This window comes from Pseudomonas sp. Seg1 (assembly GCF_018326005.1).
In the GTDB taxonomy this organism is placed as follows: domain Bacteria; phylum Pseudomonadota; class Gammaproteobacteria; order Pseudomonadales; family Pseudomonadaceae; genus Aquipseudomonas.
This window is the reverse complement of the sequence record NZ_AP021903.1, coordinates 1567101-1589381: the sequence shown is the minus strand read 5'-3', so window position 1 is coordinate 1589381 and position 22281 is coordinate 1567101. Positions and strand designations below refer to the sequence as shown.

The following is a 22281-nucleotide window of genomic DNA, read 5'->3' as shown; positions in this document are numbered from 1 at the left end:
ACAAAACGGAATTTAAATCTGCTCGACGAATAGCCTAGAGTCCAGCAAAACCTGTTGGAGGAAGAACATGAGTACGTTGCAGTGGACCGGTTTGTTGTCGTTGGCCGCTTTTGCCGGGGCAGTTGTGCCGTTTCAGAGCGCCATCAATAGCAACCTGGCGCGCGGATTGGGGCATCCGTTGTGGGCGACGCTGGCGTCCTTGCTGGTGAGCGTTCTGGTGTTGTTGCCGGTGATTGTGGCGCTGCGCTTGCCGTTGCCGTCGTGGGCATTTATCAGCAAGGCACCGTTATGGATGTGGGCGGGGGGCGCGTTCGGGGTGTGTTTTGTGGCGCTGGCGGTGATGCTTTTGCCCAAGCTTGGGGCCTCAGGGTTTGTGGCGTTGGCGTTGGCGGGCCAGGTAATTGCCTCGATGGTGCTGGATCACTTCGGGCTGTTTGGGTTGGTCGAGAAGCAGCTGACATTGTCGCGGGTGTCTGGCGCGGTTTTGCTGATTGCCGGGGTGGTGTTGATTCAGTTTGGCGGGGTGTTTGAGAGGAATGTGGTGACGGTTGGATGATGGGAATAGCAGATGGATTTGCGCTGCCTTGAAGTCAGTCATCGCGGGCAAGCCCGCTCCCACAGGGTTCTGCGGCGAATACAGATTTATGTATCGCCGCGCAAACTGTGGGAGCGGGCTTGCCCGCGATGGCGTCGGTGTAGCAGCCAAACTCTTTCAGAATGCAGCCGATCTCAAAACGCGTTGCGGAAAATCTCCTCGATCTGCCGCTGATCCGCCGCACGCGGATTGGTGAAACCGCAGGCATCCTTCAAGGCATTGGCGGCGAGAATCGGGATGTCGGTGCATTTCGCGCCGAGATCACGCAGCCCGCCGGGAATCTCGACGTCACTGGCCAGGCAGCGGATCGCGTTGATCGCCGCTTGCGCGCCCTCTTCCGGGCTAAAGCCACGAATGTCTGCGCCCATCGCGTGCGCAACATCGGTCAGGCGATCGGCACACACCAGCGCGTTGAACGTCTGCACGTGCGGCAGCAGAACCGCGTTGCACACGCCGTGAGGCAAGTCGTAGAAACCGCCCAACTGGTGCGCCATCGCGTGTACGTAACCCAGCGATGCATTGTTGAACGCCATGCCCGCGAGGAATTGCGCGTAAGCCATGTTTTCCCGCGCGGCAAGATCACTGCCGTCGCGCACGGCCAGACGCAGGTTGTTGCTGATCAGGGTCATGGCCTTCAACGCGCAGGCGTCGGTGATCGGGTTGGCGGCGGTCGAGACGTAGGCTTCGATGGCGTGGGTCAGGGCGTCCATGCCGGTGGCGGCGGTCAGGCTTTTCGGCATGGCGACCATCAACGCCGGGTCGTTGACCGACAGCAGCGGCGTGACGTTGCGGTCAACGATGGCCATTTTCACGTGGCGCGATTCGTCGGTGATGATGCAGAACCGGGTCATCTCGCTGGCGGTGCCGGCGGTGGTGTTGATGGCGATCAACGGCAGTTGCGGCTTGCTCGATTGATCGACGCCTTCGTAATCGCGGATCTGTCCGCCATTGGTCGCACACAGGGCAATGCCCTTGGCGCAGTCATGGGGCGAACCGCCGCCCAGCGACACCACGAAATCACAGCGACTTTCCCTCAGCAGCCCCAACCCGGCCTCGACGTTGGCGATGCTCGGGTTCGGTTTGGCACCATCGAAGATCACAGAATCGATGTCCTGCATCGCCAGTTTCTCGGCGATCATGCTCGCCACACCGGCCTTGGCCAACCCTGCGTCGGTGACGATCAGCGCCTTGCGAAAACCATGGTTGCGGATCGCGATCATGGCTTCGTCGAGGCATCCGCTGCCCATGATGTTGACCGCCGGAATGAAAAAGGTGCTGCTCATCGTGTATCTCCTGACTGGGGCCGAACCGACCGTCCGACTCGGTGGATGGATACAGGATCGACCGATCGGTCACGGCCGATGTTGATCTGGCTCAATGCCCGCTCGTGATAAAGTCGCCGCCCATCAGCCCCTATGTTTTGAGATGTGCCAAGCAATGAGCGATTTTCTGGATGTCGACGCGACCCTCGAAGACTGGAACACCCTGCGCGCCGCGACCGAATACAAGGGTTTGCTGGTGGGTAACGGTGCCAGCCGCGCGGTGTGGGACGACTTCGGCTACGACTCGCTGTTCGAAAACGCCCGCACGGTGGAAGAGAAACCGCTGAGTCCGTCGGAACTGGCGGTGTTCGATGCAATGCAGACACGCAGTTTCGAGCAAGTCCTCGGCGCACTGAAAACCACCAGCCGGGTCAACAAGGCACTGGCCGTCAGCTCGGCGGCGCCGCGCAATCGCTACTACGCGATCAAGGAAGCGCTGATCAACACCGTGCACGCCGTGCACATTCCATGGCGTCTGGTGCAGGCCTCGACACTGACCACGCTGAATGAAGAACTGGCGCGTTATCGCACGGTGTTCACGACCAATTACGACCTGCTCAATTACTGGGCTCTGCAGCACAAAAGCGAAGCCATCGACGACCTGTTCAACGGTGCCAACGCGAGTTTCGACCTGAGCGAAACCGCCACCGGCAAACCGCGCTTGCTGTACCTGCACGGTGGCCTGCACCTGGTGCGCAATCAGGATGGCACCGCACGCAAACTGACCTCGACCGAGGGCACACTGCTCGGCAGTTTCGCGATCAACAACACGATCAAGACACTCGATGACGTGCCGCTGTTTGTCACTGAAGGGCCGAGCGCGGACAAGCTCAAGACCATCCGCAGTTCGGATTATCTGTCGTTCTGTTATGAGCAGTTATTGGGCCATGGCGACAGTCTGTGCATCTTTGGCCATGCACTGGGTGAGCAGGACGCTCATATCGTTCGGGCGTTGCGTCTGGCGAAACCGAAGATGGTGGCGGTCTCGATTTATCCGCGCAGTACAGCGTTCATTCAGCACCAGAAGCGGCATTACGCGAAGGTGTTCGAGGGGACGGGGGTTGAGTTGCGCTTCTTTGATTCGAAGACGCATGCGCTAGGGAATCCGAAGCTGTCGGTGCCCGTCGAGGTTTAGCGGCAAGGCTTCTGACCCCATCGCTGGCAAGCCAGCTCCCACAGGACTTCTGCCTGGATCAGAATTTGAAGTTCGACACATGACACTGTGGGAGCTGGCTTGCCAGCGATAGCGATAAACCCGTCAACATCCAGGCTGCGGATACTGGCCAACTCCAACAGAACATTCACTCTTCAGCGCTGTGCACCACCACCAGCAACTGCGCCTGCACCTCGCCCACCGATCTGATCCGATGCGGTTTCTGCGCATTGAAGTGCAGCGCATCGCCGCGTTCCAGCAGCACCCGCTCGTTCATGAAATCCACTTCCACCTGCCCTTCGTGGACAAACAGAAACTCCTCGCCCAAATGCTCCTTGAAGGTCTTGTCGGTGAACTCGCTCGGCGGGTAGATGATGAACGGCAGCAGGTTGCGCTCGCTGACCTGATGCGCCAGCACCGCATAACCCGGGCTCTGATCATTGGCCGCCAGTGACTGCCGCTCGTGGCTGCGCACCAGGCTGTAGCTGTCGAGGCTGACGTTGTCTTCGGAGAACAGTTCCTCGACTTTCACGTTCAGCGCTTTCGCCAGTTTCAGCGCAGCGGCAATCGACGGGGTGTTCAGCCCGCGCTCGACTTTCGACAGATAACTCTTGGTCATGCCGGATTTTTCGGCCAATGCCTCAAGGGTTACGCCAAGTTTTTTTCTCAATAATTTCAAACGGATAGACATGCGCAGCGGTTATTCCATTGAGGAGGCGACGATTTGTGCTTGCCAATGACACTTTGTGTCATATAGCCTCTTTAGTGTCATTTGCAATCACCCAAAGGACACAGACATGGCCAAGACATTAGCACTACCCAAAGACCAACTGGTCAAGCAAGCGCTGACCCAGATGCAAAACACCCTGGCGGATAATACGTGGACAGACCGGCAAAAGCTGGCCCTGACCTGCCGGATTCTGTTCGAGAGCGGTCACGACTCCGGCCTCGCCGGGCAGATCACCGCCCGTGGCCCGCAACCGGGCACCTATTACACTCAGCAACTCGGCCTGGGCTTCGATGAAATCACGGCGAGCAATCTGCTGCTGGTCAACGAGGATCTGGAAGTGCTCGAAGGTCACGGCATGGCCAACCCGGCCAACCGTTTCCACAGCTGGGTGTACCGCGCCCGCCCGGACGTCAATTGCATCATCCACACCCACCCGACACACATTGCTGCGCTGTCGATGCTGGAAGTGCCGCTTGAAATCTCTCACATGGATCTGTGCCCGCTGTACGGCGACTGCGCGTTTCTCGAAGGCTGGCCGGGCGTGCCGGTGGGCAACGAAGAAGGCGAATTGATCGCCGTGGCCCTGGGCGACAAGCGCGCGATCCTGCTGTCGCACCACGGCCAGTTGTCGACCGGCACCACGATCGAGGAAGCCTGTGTCATTGCGCAATTGATCGAGCGCGCCGCCAAGCTGCAACTGTTGGCGATGGCGGCCGGAACGATCAAGCCGATCATTCCTGAGCTGGGCCGCGAGGCGCATGACTGGGTGTCGAAACCGAAACGCCACGCCGCCGCTTTCAACTATTACGCTCGGCAGAACCTGCGCCAACACGCCGATTGCCTGAACTGAAACCCATTTGACGGAGTCATCCCCATGTCCAACATTCACGGCATCATCGGCTACACCATCACCCCGTTCGGCGCCAACGGCGAAGGGCTGGATCTGCCGGCGCTGGGCAAATCGATCGATCGCTTGATCGACAGCGGCGTGCACGCTATCGCCCCCTTGGGCAGCACTGGCGAAGGCGCTTACCTGAGCGACGCGGAGTGGGATCAGGTCGCCGAGTTCAGCATCAAACATGTGGCCAAACGTGTGCCGACCATCGTCAGCGTGTCCGACCTGACCACCGCCAAAGCCGTACGCCGCGCGCGCTTTGCCGAGGCCCATGGCGCCGACGTGGTGATGGTGCTGCCGGCGTCCTACTGGAAACTCACCGAGGCAGAAATCCTCGCCCACTACCGGGCCATTGGCGACAGCATCAGCGTGCCGATCATGCTCTACAACAACCCGGCCACCAGCGGCACCGACATGTCGGTCGACCTGATTCTGCGGATCGTCGGTGCGGTGGAAAACGTCACCATGGTCAAGGAGAGCACCGGCGACATCCAGCGCATGCACAAGCTGCAATTGCTTGGCGAAGGCCAGGTGCCGTTCTACAACGGCTGCAACCCGCTGGCGCTGGAAGCGTTCGCGGCCGGGGCGAAAGGCTGGTGCACAGCGGCGCCGAACCTGATCCCGCAACTGAACCTGGATCTGTACGCGGCGTCGCTGGCGGGAGATATGGCCAAGGCGCGCGAACTGTTCTACCGCCAGTTGCCGCTGCTGGATTTCATCCTCAAAGGTGGTTTGCCGGCGACGATCAAGGCCGGTTTGCGTGAGACGGGGCTGGAAGTCGGCAATCCGCGCTTGCCGGTGTTTCCATTGAGTGAAACCGGGCGGGGTCAGCTGCAGGCAATCCTCAAAACCCTGCGCTGATTTTTCGGCAATACAGAAAACCTGTGGGAGCTGGCTTGCCAGCGATGGCGGCGTATCAGTCAACATCAATGCTGAATGATATGGCCTCATCGCTGGCAAGCCAGCTCCCACAGGAATGATGCTGGATTTGAAAGTGAGTTCAGAGGACCGGCAGGGTCTTGTCCTTGATGACTTTGGTCGGTCCGTTGGCCTTCACGCTGGCAATGCCCTTATCGCAAGCGGCGTCCGAAGAATACGACTCGCTGCTGCCGATGACCTGGTGATTGGCCGCCTTCAGGTTGAAGTACGGATGGCCGTCCTTGGTCGACTTCTTCTCGTAACGTTCATCCAGCGGGCTGTTGGCCTGCACCGAGGCAATGCCGCCATCGGCTGCCGCGCGGGTGGTGTACAGCTCACTGGTCAGAATCGTTTCGGCATTCGCCGCTTTCAGAACGAACCTGAACTGGCCGTTGCTGCTTTTACTCAACTCGTACCATCCGGACATGTTGCTGCTCCTGTGGATTGAACCCTCGACAGTAAAGACGGTTTCGCCGGTTTAGCCACTGCTGGATGAACGCCGAATCGCCAACATGACAAATGACAATAATTCTCGATATCATCCGCGACTTTCTGCGCCCCCGCTTCGTCGAGAAGGATATCCATGCCCCGCCTCACGCCCGATCCTCTGTCGGCTGATTCATTTCGCCGGTTTTACGGGGACATCCTGCATTACCTGCGCAAACGCACGGAAAATCCCAGCGACGCGGCGGACATGACCCAGGACGTATTTACCCAATGGCTCGACTATCGCGACCGGGCCAAGGTTGAGCAGCCGCGCGCTTTCCTGTTCCAGATGGCGCGCAATCTGCTGCGTGATCACTGGCGCCGGCAGAAAGTGCGGCACATCGTCCAGCCCAATCACGACAGCGATATCGAACCGGTCACCGACGAGCAGCACGATCCGATGGCAGCGGCGCAGCGCCAGCAACGGCTGGAGCATCTCAAGGAAGTATTGGCCGAACTCTCGCCACGTCGGCGCGAGGCCCTTATGCTGCACCGCTTTGAAGGCTTGAGTCAGGCGCAGATTGCCGAGCGCATGGGGATTTCGCTGAGCATGGTGGAGAAACACATCGCCTTCGCACTGATGCATTGCAAACAACGCCTTGAGCAAGACAACGGCATGGAGCAGCCAGAATGAACCGCCCGCACGAAGTCGACAGCGAATTGCCGGACGACAGCATCGACGGTCAGGCCGCCGCATGGTTTACCCGCAATCGCCAGCAACAGGGCCGCGCTGTCCGACAGGCATTCGAGCAATGGCTGCGCGAACCGGAACACGCCAAGGCGTATCGCGCCTTCGAAGAACTGTGGGCTGATCTTGGCGAATTGCAGCAACTGAATCGGCCGACGCCGCTCAAGCTGCAAAAACCCAAACGCCTCTGGCGCCCTACCCTGGCCGTTGCCGCGGCGTTGGTCGGCGCGGTGCTCGCCACGCAGTTGGGCACGTCCTACGGGGTTTTCCAGCAGCAGATCGCTGCGCAATCCAAAGGCATGCGCACCGTCGAATTGCCGGATGGCAGCACGCTGTCGGTGAACGCCAACACGCAACTGCGCGTCGATTACGACAGCCATCAGCGGCGGATCTTTCTCGAGCGCGGCCAGTTCTATGTCGACGTCGCCCCGGACAAGGAACGGCCGATGTGGGTGCAAACCGGCGACGCCACCGTGCGGGTGGTCGGCACCGGTTTTGATGTCCGGCGCACCGACAAGCAGCTGGTAGTCAGCGTCGCCCATGGCCAGGTCGCTTTCGCACCGGACCCGCGCACGTCATTGCTGCTCGGCGCACAACAACAAGCGGCGGTCGATCTGGACAGCGGCAACGTGCAGCAGCAAACGCTGGCCGTCAGCCAGGTCGCCGATTGGCGCACCGGGCACCTGTCGTTTCGCAACCGCGAACTGGCCAGTCTGGTGGATGAGCTGAACCTGTATCGCGCCAAACCGGTGCTGCTGGCCAATGCAAAACTGGGGCAGATCAAAGTCTCCGGCAACCTCGACGTCGAGGATCCGGACGCACTGATCAACGCCCTGCCCGCGCTGATCCCGGTGAAAACAGTGGCCCTTGCCGACGGGCGCATCCGTCTCGAAAATCGCTGACATCAGCTCATATGAGAATATTTTGCATTCGCATGTGAGGTTTTTTTTGTCTGCCGCGTCTTCCTCCGGTCTGCGTTGCTGACGCAGGCCTTTTGGCCTTTTGCCGCTTTGGGGGATTCCATGTTTCGCGTGTTTTCGCCGTACCCGCTCACCTGCCTTCGACCGACCCTGCTCGCCGCCGCCTGCCTGGCATTCAGCATGCAAGCCCATGCCGAATCGATCAGCCTGCACCTGCCGGCACAATCGATGGCAACTTCGCTGAGCCAGATCGCCCAGCAGGCGAAGATCCAGTTGCTGTTCGACGAGGCGCAATTGCGCAACCTCAAGGCTCCGGCCATCGACGGTGATTACAGCGCGGAAGCGGCGATTCGCCAGTTGCTCGACCACAGCCAGTTCGGACTGATCAAGGTCAACCAGACGTACGTGGTGCGCCCGGTGGAGTCGGTCACCAGCAGTAGCGACGCGATCCAGCTCGACGCCTTGAGCGTGATCGGCACCGGCACCGAAGTCGACTCCAGCACCGTCGGCCGCTCGACGCTGACCCAGGCCGACATCGATCGCCATCAACCGAACAACATTCCCGCGCTGTTGAAGACGCTGCCCGGCGTGAGCATGAGCGGTTCGATGAAACCCGGCGGCCAGAAGATCAACATCTGGGGTCTGGGCGAGGCCGAAGACGTACCGATGACCCTCGACGGCGCGAGCAAAAGCGGCTTCGAGCGCTATCAGCAGGGCACCATTTTCATCGAGCCGGAGCTGATCAAAAGCATCGAGGTGGAAAAAGGTCCGCACTCGCTGTTCACCGGCAACGGTGGCTTCGGTGGCACCGTGCACATGGAAACCAAAGATGCCCCGGACTTGCTGCAAGAAGGCCGCAATAGCGGCGCGATGGTCAAATATGGCTACGCCAGCAACGACCATCAGCAGACTTACACGGGTGCCGTGTTCGGTCGCACCGACGACGGGCGCGCCGACGCGCTGGTGTACCTGACCAAACGCGATGGCGATGACATGAAGCTCGCCGACAACCTGCCGGATCGCGACCACAACTACCCGCTCAACCCCAAGCGTCTGCCCAACAGCGCCCAGGATGTCGCCGGTCAACTGGTCAAGGTCAATCTGCACCTGACCGATGAGCACAGCGCCGGCCTGTCGTACTCGCACTCGGAAAGCCAGCGCTGGACACCGTTTTCCTCTGCCTCTTACCCGAGCCCGCCGAGCGCGTTCAACATCCAGAAATACGGTTACGAAGGCGCGTTGAAACGGTTGATTGCCAACCGCGAAACCCTCGACACCACCTGGTCCGGTTTCTACCAGTACCAGCCGCTGGACAACCGTTTGATCGACATGAAGTTGAGCTACTCGCAATCCGACACTGATCAGACCGACGAGCGCGACGCCAAGGCGTTTTTCCAGCCGGCCTCGGGCGGTCGCAAAATGGACACGGCTTATCAGGATCGCGTCGTCGAGTGGCGCAACATCAGCCTGTTCGATACCGGCGCCCTGGCCCACGCCGTGACCACTGGCGTGCAAATCCGCAAGCACAGCCGCGACACGGACATGTGGATGCCGGGCGCCGCCTATGATGTGCCGAAGTACAACTTTGGCCATTTCCAGCCGTATTTCATGCCCAAGGGCAAGGTCGACACCAACGCTTTCTACCTGCAAGACGCGATCACGCTGGGCGACTTCACCCTGACGCCGTCGGTGCGTTACGACCACGTACGCAACCGCGGCGAAGCCAACGACGCGCCGTATTACAGCAGCCCGAATCCGGCCATGGGCCACGATTACAGCGACCGCACTTATACGGGTTGGTCGCCACGTTTGTCGGCGTTCTGGAAGGTCACGCCGGATACTGCGTTCTTCGTCGACTACAGCAAAACCTGGCGCGCACCAGTCATCGACGAGCAGTACGAAGTCCAGGGTATCGGCAATCGCACGGCGACCAGCGTCGACCTCGACCCGGAACGCATCACGGGCTGGCGCGCCGGTAACATCAGCCACTTCTCCAATGTGTTCACCGACAACGACAACGTGCAGATTCGCACCACGTTGTATCGCAACAAGATCGACGACGAGATCTTCAAGGCCACCGGGGTCGGCTGCCAGAATCAGGCGATCAAGGGCGGCACGATCGATTCGGACTGCAAGGGCTCGGGCCCGATGAGCAACTACCGCAATATCGGCAGCCTGACCATCAAGGGCTTCGAGGTCGAAAGCTTCTACGACTCGACCTACCTGTTTGGCTCGCTGTCCTACTCGTGGATGACCGGCAAGCACGAAGGTGCCTACACCAACCCGTGGGGGCCAAACGTCTGGGCGCGAGACATTCAGCCGGCCAAATGGGTGGCGGTCATGGGCGTGAAGATTCCGGGTTGGGATGCGCAAGTGGGCTGGCAGGGTGAGTTCGTGCGCCAGACCGATCGATTGCCGAGCGATCGCTACAGCGGTGGCAAGAATACCCTCGGTGACGTGTATTACGACCAATACGCCAACGACCGCTACAACGTGCAGGGCCTGTTCGCCAACTGGAAACCGCAGCAGGCGTACCTCAAGGGCACCGAGGTCAACCTGACCATCGACAACCTGTTCAACAAAAGCTACCGCCCGGAGCTTAGCGGCGACCTGGCTTATAGCCAGGGGCGCAATGCCAAGGTGAGTGTGACGCGGTTCTTCTGATCAGGATTTGTGTTGCCTGATCTGGCCCCATCGCTGGCTTGCCAGCGATTGGGGCAACTCGGTCCGGACTACTTCACCACCGCCCGCACCACCGACAATTCCGGCGCACTCACCCGCCGCTGACTCAGATACCGCGTACAGCTCACCCGCAGGAACGACGCAAAGTTCACCACTTCCCCGCGATAATCCATCACCTCTTCATACAGCTTGGCAATCAACTGATTGGTGGTCATGCCATCAACTTCGGCGATTTCGCTGAGGATGTCCCAGAACTGATTCTCCAGGCGCAACGTCGTCACCACGCCGCAAATGCGCAGCGAGCGCGAGCGTGACTCGTAGAGAATCGGGTCAGCCTTGACGTAGAGCTCGCACATCGGCGCTTCCTCGTTACAGGGTGATTTTGGTGCCGAGCAAGCCAAGAAAACCGGCCAGCCAGTTCGGATGCGCCGGCCATGCCGGGGCGGTGGCCAGATTGCCTTGAACATGGCCGTCCGTCACCGGGATGTCGATGTACGTGCCGCCCGCCAGTCGGACTTCAGGCGCGCAGGCCGGATAGGCGCTGCATTCGCGACCTTCGAGAACGCCCGCCGCCGCCAGCAATTGCGCACCGTGGCAGACTGCGGCAATCGGCTTGCCGGCCTTGTCGAAGGCGCGTACCAGATCGAGAACTTTTTCGTTGAGGCGCAAGTATTCCGGCGCACGACCACCGGGGATCACCAGCGCGTCGTAATCGTCCTCACTGACGTTGGCGAAGTCGAAGTTGAGCGCGAACAGGTGTCCGGGTTTTTCGCTGTAGGTCTGATCGCCTTCGAAGTCATGGATCGCGGTGCGTACGGTTTTGCCCGCCGCCTTGTCCGGGCACACGGCGTGGACGGTGTGCCCGACCATTTGCAAGGCCTGGAACGGCACCATCACTTCGTAGTCTTCGACGTAATCGCCGACCAGCATCAGGATTTTTTTCGCGGCCATGGGGAGGACTCCTCTGGAGAATACTTGGGAGTATTCAAGGTAGACCTTATCCGCAGGGCCAGGTAATAACTGACTACTACACACTCTCAGTGGCGAGGGGATTTATCCCCGTTGGGCTGCGAAGCGGCCCCATGCGGTCTGTCATTGAGACCATACATTCAGGATTTACGACTGCTGCGCAGCCGATCGGGGATGAATCCCCTCGCCACAGGGACTACCCAACTGTACGGATAAGTCTGTGCCTAGCTGTAGCAGCCCGAACGCTGCGGTTTATGGCTTTATGAAGGTCATTCCCAGCCACCTTCAATTCCGGTCCCCCTCATGTCCTCGCGCGAAAACACCGGCATGGCCCTCGGCCTGCTCGGGGTTGTGATCTTCAGCCTCACCCTGCCCTTCACCCGCATCGTCGTGCAGGAACTGCATCCGCTGCTCAACGGCCTCGGCCGGGCGCTGTTCGCGGCGATTCCGGCGGCGCTGCTGTTGTTGTGGCGACGGGAAAAGTGGCCGACCTGGAAACAGATCAAAGGCCTGAGCCTGGTGATCGCCGGGGTGATTCTCGGTTTTCCGGTGTTGTCGGCGTGGGCCATGCAGACCTTGCCGGCGTCCCACGGAGCGCTGGTCAACGGCTTGCAACCGCTGTGCGTGGCCCTGTATGCCGCGTGGTTGTCCCACGAGCGCCCGTCAAAAGCCTTTTGGGCCTGCGCGGCGCTGGGCAGTGCGTTGGTGCTCGGTTATGCGTTGTACACCGGTGCCGGCAGTATTCAGGCTGGTGACTTGTTGATGCTCGGCGCGATTGCCGTCGGAGGGCTGGGCTACGCCGAAGGTGGCCGGTTGGCCAAGGAGATGGGTGGCTGGCAGGTGATCTGCTGGGCGCTGGTGCTGTCGACGCCCTTGTTGATCGGCCCGGTTTTGTACCTGGCGCTGCAGCATCAAGGGGCGGTGTCCGCCAAGACCTGGTGGGCGTTTGGCTATGTGGCGTTGTTTTCGCAGTTTTTAGGATTCTTCGCCTGGTACGCCGGGCTGGCCATGGGCGGCATTGCCCGGGTCAGTCAGATCCAGTTGTTGCAGATCTTCTTCACCATCGCCTTTTCGGCGTTGTTCTTTGGCGAGCATGTCGAGCCAATCACCTGGGTGTTTGCCTGCGGCGTGATTGCGACCGTCATGCTCGGGCGCAAGACCGCGGTGAAATCAAATGTGGGAGTGAGCCTGCTCGCGAAGGGGCCGTAACAGACAGAATCATCGTTGACTGTCAGTGCGCTTTCGCGAGCAGGTCGAGTCGTCGCACCGTCGCTGCCACAGGATCTGGCTCAGGCCAGGTAACCGTCGGCGCGCAGCAGGGTTTCCAGGCAGTGTTCGCTGATGTTGTAGAAGGCCTTCAACTCTTCGATCTTCACCAACAACTGCGCCGGGTCCACCGATTCGGCACGTTTCACCGCCAGAATCATCTTGTTCTTGTTGGTGTGATCCAGCGAGATGAACTCGAACACCTTGGTCTCGTAACCACAGGCTTCCAGAAACAATGCACGCAAACTGTCGGTGACCATTTCCGCCTGCTGACCAAGGTGCAGACCGTATTGCAGCATCGGCTTGAGCAGCGCCGGGCTCTGGATTTGCAGGCGGATCTGCTTGTGGCAGCACGGCGAGCACATGATGATCGATGCGCCCGAACGGATACCGGTGTGGATCGCGTAATCAGTGGCGATGTCGCAGGCATGCAGGGCGATCATCACGTCCAGCTGGCTCGGCGCGACGCTGCGCACGTCACCGCACTTGAACACCAGCCCCGGATGATCGAGCTTCGCCGCCGCAGCGTTGCACAGGTTGACCATTTCCTCGCGCAGCTCGACGCCGGTGACTTCGCCCTCGGCCTTGAGGGTGTTGCGCAGGTAATCGTGAATCGCAAACGTCAGGTAACCCTTGCCCGAACCGAAATCCGCCACCCGCACCGGTTTGTCCAGCGCCAGCGGCGACGAGGTCAGGGCATGGCTGAAGACTTCGATGAACTTGTTGATCTGCTTCCACTTGCGCGACATCGCCGGGATCAACTCGTACTGGGCGTTGGTCACGCCCAGGTCCTTGAGGAACGGTCGGCTCAACTCCAGGAAACGGTTTTTCTCACGGTTGTGCTCGGCGGACGGCGCTTCGCGCAACTGCTGAGGTTTGCTCTTGAACAGCGAAGCTTTGCCCTTTTTGCTGTATTCCAGCTGCGCTTCGTCAGTCACAGCCAGCAAGTGCGCGTTTTTGAACGAGGTCGGCAACAGCGCGGCAATCGTCGCCACGCCTTCGCTCAGCGGCAGGTTCTTGGTGATGTCGCGGGTCTTGTAGCGATAGACGAACGACAGATTCGGCTGCGCCTTGACTGTCACCGATTTGATGATGACCCGCTGCAGATCAGCCTCTTCACCGACGTATTTGGCCAGCACCAGTTTGATGAAGCCGTTCTGTTCGAGGCTGGTTTGCAGCAGCTCGATGAACTGGGCGTGGTGGTCTGGCGTGGGTTTGGTGGAAGGGGCGGTAACGGACATGGACAAGCGGCCTCGGGCAGGCGAAATCGGGAATGGCCGGTATTTTAGGGGGGATGGGGGTTGGGGACACGCTCTTATTTACCCAACGGTTGTCAGAAGCACCCTCACCCTAGCCCTCTCCCAGAGGTAGAGGGGACTGACCGAGGTGTTTTCACAAGTTACGCCGACCTGAATTACCGAGTCGAACTCAGGTTTGAAGGTTTTGCTTCAAATCCATAATCGACTCGGTTCCACAGGTCGATGTCGAGCGCCAGATACCTCGATCGGCCCCCTCTCCCTCCGGGAGAGGGCTGGGGTGAGGGGCTGGATCTCTGCATCGACGAATAATCCAGGCCTTACCCCAGCACAATCAACCGATTCGGTAATTCATTCCTCACCTGCGTCACCGGCACATGCACTTTCAGCAGTTCTCCACACGCCTCGATACAGCTGACAAACCCTTCCAGCGTGCGCCCTTGCCGGACCTGCTCGGTAAACGCCGCGACAATTGCATCCCAGCTCTTGTTGTCCAGCCGTCTGGAAATGCCCTCATCCACCAGAATCTCCACGTACCTTTCCGCCTCGCAAACAAAAATCAGCATCCCGGTACTGCCCACCGTGTGATGCAGGTTCTGTTCGAGAAACTGCCGCCGCGCCAGGTTCGATGCGCGCCAGTGCCGGACACGGCGCGGTACCAGATGGGTGGTGATCTTCGGCAGACGAAACAGCAGGCACAGCACAATGAACAGCCCCCACTGCACCAGCAGCAGACTGCGCAGAGTCAGCCACCCGGTCAGGTAATGCACGAAGCCCGGCACCACCAGCGCCAGCAGACTGGCCCACAGCAGCGGGATGTACGCGTAGTCGTCGGCGCGCGCCGCGAGCACCGTGACCAGTTCGGCGTCGGTGTCGCGCTCGACCCGGGCGATTGCCTCGGCGACTTTGCGTTGTTCGTGTTCAGTCAGTAATGCCATGTCGAAAAGTGCCTGATCGTTATTGTTATGTGCTCACCAGCCGCCCGACGAACCACCGCCGCCGAAACTGCCCCCGCCGCCGCTGAAGCCCCCGCCTCCACCGCCGCCACCAAATCCGCCGCCACCGCCGAAACCACCGCCGCCACCGGAGCCGCCACGGCCGGCGGGAAGGATACCGAGCATCTGGCAGACAAACACCGTCAGGATGAACAACATCACCAGAAACACGAACAACGCCGGGTGTCGGGAAATAAAGTCGTCTGAAGGATCACCGCTCGACTCATAAACCGTCGACGGCTCGTCCAGCGGATTGCCGCCCAACACCACCAGCATCGCCGCGACACCGTCGCTGATGCCCTTGCTGAAATTGCCGCTCTTGAAGGCCGGCGTGATGACTTGATGGATGATCACCGAGGTCTGCGCATCGGTCAGCCGATCCTCAAGACCGTAGCCGACCTCGATGCGCAATTTGCGCTCGTCCCGGGCGACGATCAGCAGCGCGCCGTTGTTCTTGTCTTTTTGGCCGATGCCCCAGTGCCGCCCCAACTGAACGCCGAAGTCCTCGATGGTAGTGCCTTGCAGATCCGGCAGCGTGACCACCACCAATTGCTCGCCGGTTGCCTGTTCATGGGCCTGCAACTGTTGGCTCAATTGCGCGCGCACCGAGGGTTCAAGCATCTGCGCTTCGTCCACCACGCGCCCGCTCAGCGCCGGGAACGTCAACTCGGCCCGGGCGCTGACGGCGAACAGCCACAGCATCAGCACCAGGCCCATCTTCAATACGCGCATGGGCAACCCCGGATCAGAATTTCACTTCCGGGGCCTTTTCCGCACCGGGCGTGGTGGCTTCGAAGGTTTCGCGAATCGGCAAGTCGCTGTACATCACGCTGTGCCAGAGACGGCCGGGGAAGGTGCGAATCTCGGTGTTGTATTTCTGTACCGCCAGAATGAAATCGCGGCGCGCCACGGCAATGCGGTTTTCCGTACCTTCAAGTTGCGATTGCAGGGCGAGGAAGTTCTGGTTGGCCTTGAGGTCTGGATAACGCTCGGACACCACCATCAGACGGCTGAGCGCGCCGGTCAGTTGGTCCTGCGCCTGCTGGAACTGCTTGAGTTTTTCCGGGTTGTCGAGGGTGCTGGCATCGACCTGAATCGAGGTCGCCTTGGCCCGCGCTTCAATCACGGCAGTCAGGGTTTCCTCTTCATGTTTGGCGTAGCCTTTCACCGTTTCCACCAGGTTGGGGATCAGGTCGGCCCGGCGCTGGTACTGGTTCTGCACCTGGCCCCATGCCGCTTTGGCCTGCTCGTCGAGGGTCGGGATGTTGTTGATGCCGCACGCCGTCAGCAGCGTGGCGAGCACTAGCAGCGTGGCGACCTGCAAGCGCGAGCGATAGGTTGGACTGACATTCATCGCGGTGATGCTCCTTGGCACATTTCATTATAAAAACCGGGTGCGAAACATTCTCGGCCGGCTCTTGGGGCATAATCGGCCGCGTCGCTGGATTACGACGGGGCAATGGGCTAAAAAGTGCCCTGCGTGATCATGCTGCCAAGTGTCGGCTGCCGTTTTTGGCTCTGCTTGTTTGAGCCTGTACCCGAACAACAATAGTCGCTCCCTAACTTTTGGCTGGCCGGCATCGCATTTGCCGTTTGGGCCCTTGAGAAAAATATTCATGAAGAAGCTGTGTTTGCTGGGTCTGTTCGTCAGCCTGGCCAGTCATCAAGTACTGGCCGCCACGACCCCGGTACCCCTGGAAAACAAGGATGCGTTCATCAGCAACCTGATGAAGCAAATGACCCTCGACGAGAAAATCGGCCAGTTGCGCCTGATCAGCATCGGCCCGGAAATGCCCCGCGAGCTGATCCGCAAAGAGATCGCCGCCGGCAATATCGGCGGCACGTTCAACTCGATCACCCGCCCGGAAAACCGTCCGATGCAGGACGCGGCGATGCGCAGTCGCCTGAAGATTCCGATGTTTTTCGCGTACGACGTCATCCACGGTCACCGTACGATTTTCCCGATTCCACTGGCTCTGGCTTCAAGCTGGGACATGGACGCCATCGGCCAGTCGGGGCGCGTTGCCGCCAAAGAAGCCGCCGCCGACAGCCTCGACATCACCTTCGCGCCGATGGTCGACATCTCCCGCGACCCGCGCTGGGGCCGCAGCTCCGAAGGGTTCGGTGAAGACACCTACCTGACCTCGCGCATCGCCAAAGTCATGGTCAAGGCCTATCAGGGCGAGACCCCGAGCGCCGCCGACAGCATCATGGCCAGTGTCAAACACTTCGCCTTGTATGGCGCGGTCGAGGGTGGCCGCGACTACAACACCGTCGACATGAGCCCGGTGAAGATGTACCAGGATTACCTGCCACCGTACCGCGCCGCGATTGATGCCGGCGCCGGCGGCGTGATGGTCGCGTTGAACTCGATCAACGGTATTCCGGCCACCGCCAACACCTGGCTGATGAACGATCTGCTGCGCAAGGACTGGGGCTTCAAAGGCCTGGCGGTCAGCGACCACGGGGCGATCTTCGAGCTGATCAAGCACGGTGTCGCCCGCGACGGTCGTGAAGCGGCGAAGCTGGCGATCAAAGCCGGCATCGACATGAGCATGAACGACACCCTGTACGGCAAAGAGCTGCCGGGGCTGCTCAAGTCCGGCGAGATCGAACAGAAGGACATCGACAACGCGGTGCGCGAAGTGCTCGCCGCCAAGTACGACATGGGCCTGTTCAAGGACCCGTACCTGCGCATCGGCAAGGCCGAGGATGATCCGGCCGACACTTACGCCGAAAGCCGTCTGCACCGCGCCGAGGCCCGTGAGGTCGCGCGTCGCAGTCTGGTCCTGCTGAAGAACCAGAACGACACCCTGCCGCTGAAGAAAGACGCGAAAGTCGCACTGGTCGGGCCGCTGGCCAAGGCACCGATCGACATGATGGGCAGTTGGGCTGCCGCCGGGCGTCCAGCACAATCGGTGACCTTGTTCGACGGCATGAACGCACTCATCGGCGACAAAGCGAACCTGATCTACGCCCGTGGTGCCAACATCACCAGCGACAAGAAGGTCCTCGACTACCTGAACTTCCTCAACTTCGACGCCCCGGAAGTGGTCGATGACCCGCGTCCGGCCAATGTGCTGATCGATGAAGCGGTGAAAGCCGCCAAGGACGCCGACGTAATCGTCGCAGCCGTCGGCGAGTCCCGTGGCATGTCCCACGAATCCTCCAGCCGTACCGACCTGAACATCCCGGAAAACCAGCGCGAGTTGATCCGTGCGTTGAAAGCTACCGGCAAACCGCTGGTATTGGTGCTGATGAACGGCCGCCCACTGACCATCCTCGAAGAAAACCAGTCGGCTGACGCGATCCTGGAAACCTGGTTCAGCGGCACCGAGGGCGGCAACGCCATCGCTGACGTGCTGTTCGGCGATTACAACCCGTCGGGCAAACTGCCGGTGACCTTCCCGCGTTCCGTGGGCCAGGTTCCGACCTACTACAACCACCTGAGCATTGGCCGGCCGTTCACGCCGGGCAAACCGGGCAACTACACCTCGCAGTATTTCGATGACACCACCGGTCCCCTGTTCCCGTTCGGTTATGGCCTGAGCTACACCCAATTCGCCCTGAGCGACATGGCGCTGTCGTCGACCACGCTGAACGCCACCGGCAAGCTCGACGCCAGCGTCATGGTGAAGAACTCCGGCAAGCGTGACGGCGAAACCGTGGTGCAGTTGTACATCCAGGACGTCACCGGTTCGATGATCCGCCCGGTAAAAGAGCTGAAGAACTTCCAGAAAATCATGCTCAAGGCCGGCGAACAGAAAGTCGTGCACTTCACCATCACCGAGGATGACCTGAAGTTCTACAACGCCCAGCTCAAGTACGCGGCAGAACCTGGCAAGTTCAACGTGCAGATCGGCCTGGATTCGCAGGACGTGACGCAGCAGAGCTTTGAGTTGCTGTAATTTTTTCAGGCAACACATAAAACTTGTGGGAGCTGGCTTGCCAGCGATGGCGGCCTGACAGTCAACTAAGATGTTGAATGTGATGGCCTCATCGCTGGCAAGCCAGCTCCCACAATGATTTTTGGGGGTCGGGTTACCCGCGTCTATCGAGGATGTTGACCACCAACCGATCCACCCAACCCCAAATCCGCTGTTTCACCCGCCGCCACAACGGCCGCTTCTGCCATTCCTCCAGACTGACCTGCTGACTCAAGCCGAAATCCTTCTCGAAACTCGCGACCACCGCTGCCGTCAACGACGGGTCCAGTGCCTCAAGATTCGCCTCCAGATTGAAGCGCAGGTTCCAGTGGTCGAAGTTGCACGAGCCGATGCTCACCCAGTCATCCACCAGGACCATTTTCAGGTGCAGGAAACACGGCTGGTATTCGAAGATCTGCACGCCAGCCTTGAGCAGGCGCGGGTAGTAACGATGCCCGGCGTAACGCACCGACGGGTGATCGGTGCGCGGCCCGGTCAGCAGTAAACGCACATCGACACCACGCGCGGCAGCCTTGCGCAGGGAGCGGCGAATCTTCCAGGTTGGCAGGAAATACGGCGTAGCCATCCAGATGCGTTTCTGCCCGCTGTTCAAGGCGCGGAACAGCGACTGCAAAATGTCGCGATGCTGGCGCGCATCGGCGTAGGCCACACGGCCCATGCCCTCGCCCATGTCCGGCATCTTGGGCAAGCGTGGCAGACCGACATGCGCCGACGGCTTCCATGCCCGTCGATGACGGTTGGCGTTCCACTGACGGTCGAACAGCACCTGCCAGTCGAGCACCAGCGGGCCGGTGATTTCCACCATCACCTCGTGCCATTCGCTGGTGTCTTGATCCGGTGTCCAGAATTCATCGGTGACACCCGTGCCGCCGACCACTGCCAGACGCTGATCGACCAGCAGCAATTTGCGGTGATCACGATAGAAGTTGCCGACCCAGCGCCGCCAGTTCAGCCGATTGTAGAAGCGCAGTTCGACGCCTGCATGGATCAGACGCTGACGCAGGTTGAGGGTAAACGCGAGGCTGCCGTAATCATCGAACAGGCAACGCACTCGCACCCCGCGTTCGGCGGCTTGCACCAGCGCTTGCACCACGGCCTCGGCGCAGGCTCCGGCCTCGACCAGATACAACTCCAGCTCGACCTGTTCTTCGGCACGGGCAATCTCCACCAGCATGCGCGGGAAGAACTGCGGGCCGTCGATCAACAGTTCGAAGCGGTTGCCGTCACGCCACGGGAAGATTGCGCCACGCATGTCAGCGCGCCGTGAAAATCAGCACCGCACCCACCGGCACCGACAGACTGATGGCCGACAGGTCGGCCAGTTTGCGCAGGCTGTCGAGACCCGGGACGAGGTCAAAATCCTCGGCGTTGATCACCAGCGGTTCCAGCGTCACCACTTGAAAACGTCGGTCATCCAGACGAGTCGCCAACAGCTCGGCCGGGTATTCGTGTTGCTTGCCGTGCAGGTTGACGGTCAGCGGCAGACGCAATTCCAGTTGCGCGCCGGGGGCCAGATCGTTGATCGGGCGCAGGTCGATTTGCGTAGTGATGATGGCTTCAGGGAATTGCTCAATCTGGAACAGCTCCTTGCGCATGCGTTCGTCACGCAACGGGATGCCGCTGTTGATCGAGTCCAGTTCGACTTCAACCTCGGCGCGGCCGTTGGGGTCGACCTTGCCGTGCAGCACCAGAAAGCGCTGCACTTCGGAAATATGCGCGTTTTTCGTGCTGACAAACGACAGCCGCGACGACTCGCCGTCCAGATACCAATTGGCCTGCGCCGGCAGCGCAGCGGCGGCCAGCAGCAGGCTGGACAGGGTTGTGAAGAGGGAGCGGTTGAACATTGAACACTCGTGGGGCCGATAAACCTGCACGAACCTTAACCGCCCCCACGGTTATTGCAAACTCGATCACCGCAAATCCACCGATTGATTAACTCCCTGTGGGAGCTGGCTTGCCAGCGATTGCGCCGGCATAGGCGGTACATGTGTGACTGACACTCCGTCATCGCTGGCAAGCCAGCTCCCACAGGGGCTTCTATTCACAGGGGGATTGGGTGTGCTCAGGGATCGAGGCGACAGCCCTGACGCTCGCTTTGCCATTGCGCACTGTTGTGGCGGCCCATGCCGCTGACGGTGATGGTTTTGCGGGTGCTGTCATCGGTGAATTGGCTGGTCGGCAGCCATTGTTTTACGTAGCCATGGCAATACTCGGCGTCATTGTTCATCACGTACCGACAGGAACAATATTCCTTGGCGGTGTAGGCGCTGATGATGTCCGGAAAGGCCCACAGATTTTCCCGTTCGTAGACGCCCCAGCCGAGCAGCACGACAAGCAGCACCAGCAAGAAGCGCTTCATGGCTGCACCGCCTTCAGCACACGCTTGAGCAATTCGTTGTGGCGGTAGCTGCCGTCGCGATCATCGCCGTAGCGCACGATCACGATTTTCTCGCTGGGAATCACGTACAGCGCCTGCCCCCAATGGCCAAGTGCGGCGAAAGTATCGGGCGGGGCGTCAGGCCAGGGTGACGGCGCGCCATCCGCCGGGCGATTGAGCCACCACTGGCCACCGGGGACGGCTTCGTCCTGATGGGCCTTGTATCCGTTGAAAGGTTTCAGGTTAAAGGCGAGCCAGTCCTTGGGCAGCAATTGCCGATCATGCCAACGCCCGTCGCGAGCCATTAACAGACCGACCCGCGCCAGATCCCGGGCAGTCAGGTAGGCGTAGGAAGACGCGACAAACGTGCCGCTGGCATCGGTTTCCCACACGGCGTGGCGAATGCCCAACGGTTCGAACAGCGCCGTCCATGGATAGTCGGGATAACGCTGCGGGCCGACGATGGTTTTCAACGCGGCCGCGAGCAGGTTGCTGTCGCCACTGGAATAACGGAACGCCTGCCCCGGCGCCGCGTAGCTGTCGTGATCAACAGTGAACGCGGCCATGTCGCGGTGGCCACGGGTATACAGCATCGCCACCACCGAAGATTTCAGCGGGGCGTATTCGTAATCTTCTTGCCAGTCGATGCCGGAGGCCCAGTGCAGCAGGTCGGCTATTTTGATCGCCGGGTGTTTGTGCAGCGCCGGGTAAAACTTCACGGCGGGGTCTTCAAGCTTGAACAAGCCTTCGCCATACGCCACGCCGAGCACACTGGCCATCAGGCTTTTGCTGATCGACCAGGTGAGGTGCGGAGTCAGTTCGGTAGTCGGGCCGGCGTAGCGTTCGTAGATGATCTGGCCGTCGCGGATGATCAGCAGGGCATCGGTGCGGACGCCTTTGCGGGTAGTGTCATCGCGAGTCGGGAAGGCATAGCTCTGCAGATCTTCAACCGCCGTGATCCGGGGGCCGACCGGCCATTGTTCGCCGGGCCATTGCTCGGCTTGAACGGTAAAGCTGAGCAGCAGCAGAAACAGCGACAGGCCTTTGAACATGGTGACGGCTCTGGAAATGAACCTGCTGAG

At 60.3% G+C, this 22281-nt stretch carries 22 protein-coding genes; 9 read left to right on the top strand and 13 right to left on the bottom strand.

Annotated features, from left to right (window positions below):
- The first annotated feature begins 67 nt into the window (after nucleotides 1–67).
- The gene (locus KI231_RS06970) at nucleotides 68–556 is read left to right on the top strand and encodes a DMT family transporter (protein ID WP_213027809.1); all 489 of its coding nucleotides are present in this window, start codon (nucleotides 68–70) and stop codon (nucleotides 554–556) included.
- A gap of 173 nt (nucleotides 557–729) precedes the next feature.
- Here the strand turns inward: KI231_RS06970 and yiaY are convergent, their stop codons facing one another.
- Nucleotides 730–1878: an L-threonine dehydrogenase gene (yiaY, locus tag KI231_RS06965; protein ID WP_213027808.1), complete on the bottom strand. Its 1149-nt coding sequence runs from the start codon at nucleotides 1876–1878 to the stop codon at nucleotides 730–732.
- A gap of 154 nt (nucleotides 1879–2032) precedes the next feature.
- Here yiaY and KI231_RS06960 point away from each other — a divergent pair, with 154 nt between their 5' ends.
- Complete coding sequence (locus KI231_RS06960; RefSeq protein WP_213027807.1) at nucleotides 2033–3052, top strand: DUF4917 family protein; 1020 nt, start codon at nucleotides 2033–2035, stop codon at nucleotides 3050–3052.
- A gap of 166 nt (nucleotides 3053–3218) precedes the next feature.
- Here the strand turns inward: KI231_RS06960 and KI231_RS06955 are convergent, their stop codons facing one another.
- Complete coding sequence (locus KI231_RS06955) at nucleotides 3219–3761, bottom strand: helix-turn-helix domain-containing protein (RefSeq protein WP_103305546.1); 543 nt, start codon at nucleotides 3759–3761, stop codon at nucleotides 3219–3221.
- 106 nt (nucleotides 3762–3867) lie between these two features.
- On the opposite strand from KI231_RS06955, the gene KI231_RS06950 reads away from it, so the two are divergent.
- Nucleotides 3868–4650: an aldolase gene (locus KI231_RS06950; RefSeq protein WP_213027806.1), complete on the top strand. Its 783-nt coding sequence runs from the start codon at nucleotides 3868–3870 to the stop codon at nucleotides 4648–4650.
- 24 nt (nucleotides 4651–4674) lie between these two features.
- The gene (locus tag KI231_RS06945) at nucleotides 4675–5556 is read left to right on the top strand and encodes a dihydrodipicolinate synthase family protein (protein WP_213027805.1); all 882 of its coding nucleotides are present in this window, start codon (nucleotides 4675–4677) and stop codon (nucleotides 5554–5556) included.
- Between the two features lie 139 nt (nucleotides 5557–5695).
- Here KI231_RS06945 and KI231_RS06940 read toward each other — a convergent pair whose 3' ends face one another.
- Entirely contained in the window at nucleotides 5696–6040 is a 345-nt protein-coding gene (locus tag KI231_RS06940) for a YegP family protein (RefSeq protein WP_213027804.1), read from the bottom strand.
- Between the two features lie 156 nt (nucleotides 6041–6196).
- Between KI231_RS06940 and KI231_RS06935 the strand changes: the two genes are divergently transcribed.
- From KI231_RS06935 to KI231_RS06925, 3 genes are all read left to right on the top strand, one after another.
- Nucleotides 6197–6733, top strand: a complete 537-nt coding sequence (locus KI231_RS06935) for an RNA polymerase sigma factor (RefSeq protein ID WP_103305542.1) — start codon at nucleotides 6197–6199, stop codon at nucleotides 6731–6733.
- The gene (locus tag KI231_RS06930) at nucleotides 6730–7689 is read left to right on the top strand and encodes a FecR family protein (RefSeq protein WP_213027803.1); all 960 of its coding nucleotides are present in this window, start codon (nucleotides 6730–6732) and stop codon (nucleotides 7687–7689) included. Before KI231_RS06935 ends, KI231_RS06930 begins: the two co-directional genes overlap by 4 nt.
- A gap of 120 nt (nucleotides 7690–7809) precedes the next feature.
- Nucleotides 7810–10371 (top strand): TonB-dependent receptor, encoded by a 2562-nt coding sequence (locus KI231_RS06925; protein ID WP_213027802.1) that lies wholly within the window; start codon nucleotides 7810–7812, stop codon nucleotides 10369–10371.
- A gap of 68 nt (nucleotides 10372–10439) precedes the next feature.
- On the opposite strand, the gene KI231_RS06920 is transcribed toward KI231_RS06925, so the two are convergent.
- Together KI231_RS06920 and KI231_RS06915 are read right to left on the bottom strand one after the other, a co-directional pair.
- Nucleotides 10440–10745 (bottom strand): ribbon-helix-helix domain-containing protein, encoded by a 306-nt coding sequence (locus KI231_RS06920; protein ID WP_016982789.1) that lies wholly within the window; start codon nucleotides 10743–10745, stop codon nucleotides 10440–10442.
- A gap of 13 nt (nucleotides 10746–10758) precedes the next feature.
- Entirely contained in the window at nucleotides 10759–11340 is a 582-nt protein-coding gene (locus KI231_RS06915) for a DJ-1/PfpI family protein (protein WP_213027801.1), read from the bottom strand.
- Nucleotides 11341–11661: 321 nt separating this feature from the next.
- Between KI231_RS06915 and KI231_RS06910 the strand changes: the two genes are divergently transcribed.
- Nucleotides 11662–12567, top strand: coding sequence for a DMT family transporter (locus KI231_RS06910; protein ID WP_213027800.1), 906 nt, complete (start codon nucleotides 11662–11664; stop codon nucleotides 12565–12567).
- 80 nt (nucleotides 12568–12647) lie between these two features.
- Here KI231_RS06910 and KI231_RS06905 read toward each other — a convergent pair whose 3' ends face one another.
- From KI231_RS06905 to KI231_RS06890, 4 genes are all read right to left on the bottom strand, one after another.
- Nucleotides 12648–13865: a class I SAM-dependent methyltransferase gene (locus tag KI231_RS06905; RefSeq protein ID WP_213027799.1), complete on the bottom strand. Its 1218-nt coding sequence runs from the start codon at nucleotides 13863–13865 to the stop codon at nucleotides 12648–12650.
- Nucleotides 13866–14200: 335 nt separating this feature from the next.
- Nucleotides 14201–14818, bottom strand: coding sequence for a TPM domain-containing protein (locus tag KI231_RS06900; protein WP_103307434.1), 618 nt, complete (start codon nucleotides 14816–14818; stop codon nucleotides 14201–14203).
- 33 nt (nucleotides 14819–14851) lie between these two features.
- The gene (locus KI231_RS06895) at nucleotides 14852–15607 is read right to left on the bottom strand and encodes a TPM domain-containing protein (RefSeq protein ID WP_213027798.1); all 756 of its coding nucleotides are present in this window, start codon (nucleotides 15605–15607) and stop codon (nucleotides 14852–14854) included.
- Between the two features lie 13 nt (nucleotides 15608–15620).
- Nucleotides 15621–16229, bottom strand: a complete 609-nt coding sequence (locus KI231_RS06890; RefSeq protein ID WP_103307001.1) for a LemA family protein — start codon at nucleotides 16227–16229, stop codon at nucleotides 15621–15623.
- 262 nt (nucleotides 16230–16491) lie between these two features.
- On the opposite strand from KI231_RS06890, the gene bglX reads away from it, so the two are divergent.
- Nucleotides 16492–18783, top strand: a complete 2292-nt coding sequence (gene bglX / locus KI231_RS06885) for a beta-glucosidase BglX (protein WP_213027797.1) — start codon at nucleotides 16492–16494, stop codon at nucleotides 18781–18783.
- 133 nt (nucleotides 18784–18916) lie between these two features.
- Here the strand turns inward: bglX and KI231_RS06880 are convergent, their stop codons facing one another.
- From KI231_RS06880 to KI231_RS06865, 4 genes are all read right to left on the bottom strand, one after another.
- A complete protein-coding gene (locus KI231_RS06880) occupies nucleotides 18917–20074 on the bottom strand; it encodes a phospholipase D-like domain-containing protein (protein WP_213027796.1) in 1158 nt (385 codons plus the stop codon).
- A 1-nt stretch (nucleotide 20075) separates the two neighbouring features.
- Nucleotides 20076–20666 (bottom strand): YceI family protein, encoded by a 591-nt coding sequence (locus tag KI231_RS06875; RefSeq protein WP_103307007.1) that lies wholly within the window; start codon nucleotides 20664–20666, stop codon nucleotides 20076–20078.
- Between the two features lie 218 nt (nucleotides 20667–20884).
- Nucleotides 20885–21181 carry an amidase gene (locus KI231_RS06870; RefSeq protein ID WP_103307009.1) on the bottom strand — a complete coding sequence of 99 codons (297 nt, stop codon included), beginning with the start codon at nucleotides 21179–21181 and terminating at the stop codon, nucleotides 20885–20887.
- Nucleotides 21178–22251, bottom strand: coding sequence for a serine hydrolase domain-containing protein (locus KI231_RS06865; protein ID WP_213027795.1), 1074 nt, complete (start codon nucleotides 22249–22251; stop codon nucleotides 21178–21180). The genes KI231_RS06870 and KI231_RS06865 overlap by 4 nt, the downstream gene beginning before the upstream one ends.
- Nucleotides 22252–22281: the final 30 nt, after the last annotated feature.

Excerpts from the sequence above, each read along its gene's own strand:
- KI231_RS06950 (WP_213027806.1), top strand. The coding sequence starts at position 3,868 with ATGGCCAAGACATTAGCACTACCCAAAGACCAACTGGTCAAGCAAGCG.
- KI231_RS06910 (WP_213027800.1), top strand. The coding sequence starts at position 11,662 with ATGTCCTCGCGCGAAAACACCGGCATGGCCCTCGGCCTGCTCGGGGTT.
- KI231_RS06880 (WP_213027796.1), bottom strand. The coding sequence starts at position 20,074 with ATGCGTGGCGCAATCTTCCCGTGGCGTGACGGCAACCGCTTCGAACTG.
- KI231_RS06940 (WP_213027804.1), bottom strand. The coding sequence starts at position 6,040 with ATGTCCGGATGGTACGAGTTGAGTAAAAGCAGCAACGGCCAGTTCAGG.
- KI231_RS06970 (WP_213027809.1), top strand. The coding sequence starts at position 68 with ATGAGTACGTTGCAGTGGACCGGTTTGTTGTCGTTGGCCGCTTTTGCC.
- KI231_RS06960 (WP_213027807.1), top strand. The coding sequence starts at position 2,033 with ATGAGCGATTTTCTGGATGTCGACGCGACCCTCGAAGACTGGAACACC.
- KI231_RS06905 (WP_213027799.1), bottom strand. The coding sequence starts at position 13,865 with ATGTCCGTTACCGCCCCTTCCACCAAACCCACGCCAGACCACCACGCC.
- KI231_RS06925 (WP_213027802.1), top strand. The coding sequence starts at position 7,810 with ATGTTTCGCGTGTTTTCGCCGTACCCGCTCACCTGCCTTCGACCGACC.
- KI231_RS06955 (WP_103305546.1), bottom strand. The coding sequence starts at position 3,761 with ATGTCTATCCGTTTGAAATTATTGAGAAAAAAACTTGGCGTAACCCTT.
- KI231_RS06915 (WP_213027801.1), bottom strand. The coding sequence starts at position 11,340 with ATGGCCGCGAAAAAAATCCTGATGCTGGTCGGCGATTACGTCGAAGAC.
- KI231_RS06890 (WP_103307001.1), bottom strand. The coding sequence starts at position 16,229 with ATGAATGTCAGTCCAACCTATCGCTCGCGCTTGCAGGTCGCCACGCTG.
- KI231_RS06930 (WP_213027803.1), top strand. The coding sequence starts at position 6,730 with ATGAACCGCCCGCACGAAGTCGACAGCGAATTGCCGGACGACAGCATC.
- KI231_RS06870 (WP_103307009.1), bottom strand. The coding sequence starts at position 21,181 with ATGAAGCGCTTCTTGCTGGTGCTGCTTGTCGTGCTGCTCGGCTGGGGC.
- yiaY (WP_213027808.1), bottom strand. The coding sequence starts at position 1,878 with ATGAGCAGCACCTTTTTCATTCCGGCGGTCAACATCATGGGCAGCGGA.
- KI231_RS06865 (WP_213027795.1), bottom strand. The coding sequence starts at position 22,251 with ATGTTCAAAGGCCTGTCGCTGTTTCTGCTGCTGCTCAGCTTTACCGTT.
- KI231_RS06895 (WP_213027798.1), bottom strand. The coding sequence starts at position 15,607 with ATGCGCGTATTGAAGATGGGCCTGGTGCTGATGCTGTGGCTGTTCGCC.
- KI231_RS06945 (WP_213027805.1), top strand. The coding sequence starts at position 4,675 with ATGTCCAACATTCACGGCATCATCGGCTACACCATCACCCCGTTCGGC.
- KI231_RS06900 (WP_103307434.1), bottom strand. The coding sequence starts at position 14,818 with ATGGCATTACTGACTGAACACGAACAACGCAAAGTCGCCGAGGCAATC.
- KI231_RS06875 (WP_103307007.1), bottom strand. The coding sequence starts at position 20,666 with ATGTTCAACCGCTCCCTCTTCACAACCCTGTCCAGCCTGCTGCTGGCC.
- bglX (WP_213027797.1), top strand. The coding sequence starts at position 16,492 with ATGAAGAAGCTGTGTTTGCTGGGTCTGTTCGTCAGCCTGGCCAGTCAT.
- KI231_RS06920 (WP_016982789.1), bottom strand. The coding sequence starts at position 10,745 with ATGTGCGAGCTCTACGTCAAGGCTGACCCGATTCTCTACGAGTCACGC.
- KI231_RS06935 (WP_103305542.1), top strand. The coding sequence starts at position 6,197 with ATGCCCCGCCTCACGCCCGATCCTCTGTCGGCTGATTCATTTCGCCGG.